This window comes from Cytobacillus sp. MT66 (assembly GCF_058792595.1).
The window spans coordinates 1-786 of sequence record NZ_JBXAFB010000052.1 but is presented as its reverse complement, the minus strand read 5'-3'; the positions used below and the strand labels follow the sequence as shown (position 1 = coordinate 786).

General features: G+C 30.2%; 1 protein-coding gene. It reads left to right on the top strand.

The features are described 5' to 3' along the window. Positions 1–341: 341 nt before the first annotated feature. The coding region (locus tag AC1Q59_RS24775) for a CBO0543 family protein (RefSeq protein ID WP_492368529.1) at positions 342–786 on the top strand (445 nt) is incomplete at its 3' end.

Below are 786 nucleotides of genomic sequence, written 5' to 3'. Positions count from 1 at the left end.
TAAAATAAGAATACTTGGTTTTTAAGTAAAATGAAAACTACGGCATTTTTTTACCTTTATTCCACTAAGGTACCTCACAAGGTGCTCGTCTGCTTTCTCCATTATTATAAGTTGATGTATCCTGTTTTTATTGTTCTATCTTAAATCTAGATTTAACTTTGTTTTTAATATATTTCTGACTTATTAAAAAAAGTCGAAAACCCGTGTATTATAAGAACTTCCAACATGGGTTTTTTCTTATTTACGATGGAAATTCATTACTAAAAAACGGTAATACTAAAAAGGCAGCTCAAAGAGTTTGAATTCAAAAAAATCTGTTACCTTTTCATTTAAATATAGAGGTGATATCAATAGATAATATATTTGAAAATCTTAAGGAAATACGTTTATTAGAAGATAAGCTCTATCATTTAGAATTAAATGGTTGGCTAAAAAATGAGTTTTTAACTTGGGAATGGTGGATACTAGTCGTTTTTTTAGTTGTGCCTTGGGTTATATGGGCTAAACTTGTTAAACGAGACATTATTTTAGAAATTTTGTTATTTGGTACCATAATTATCTTGACAACAACCTTATTAGATGTAGTTGGTGCACAATACAGTTTTTGGGATTACCCCATTGCATTCCTACCTTTTATTCCTAGGGCCTTTCCTTTTGATTTTTCAATGGTACCTGTAGCTTACATGTTGTTATATCAATATTTTAGAAGATGGAAATCTTTTATTTTAGCCCAGATCATTATGGCACTAACATATGCCTATATAGGTGAACCCTTTTGCGAGTGGG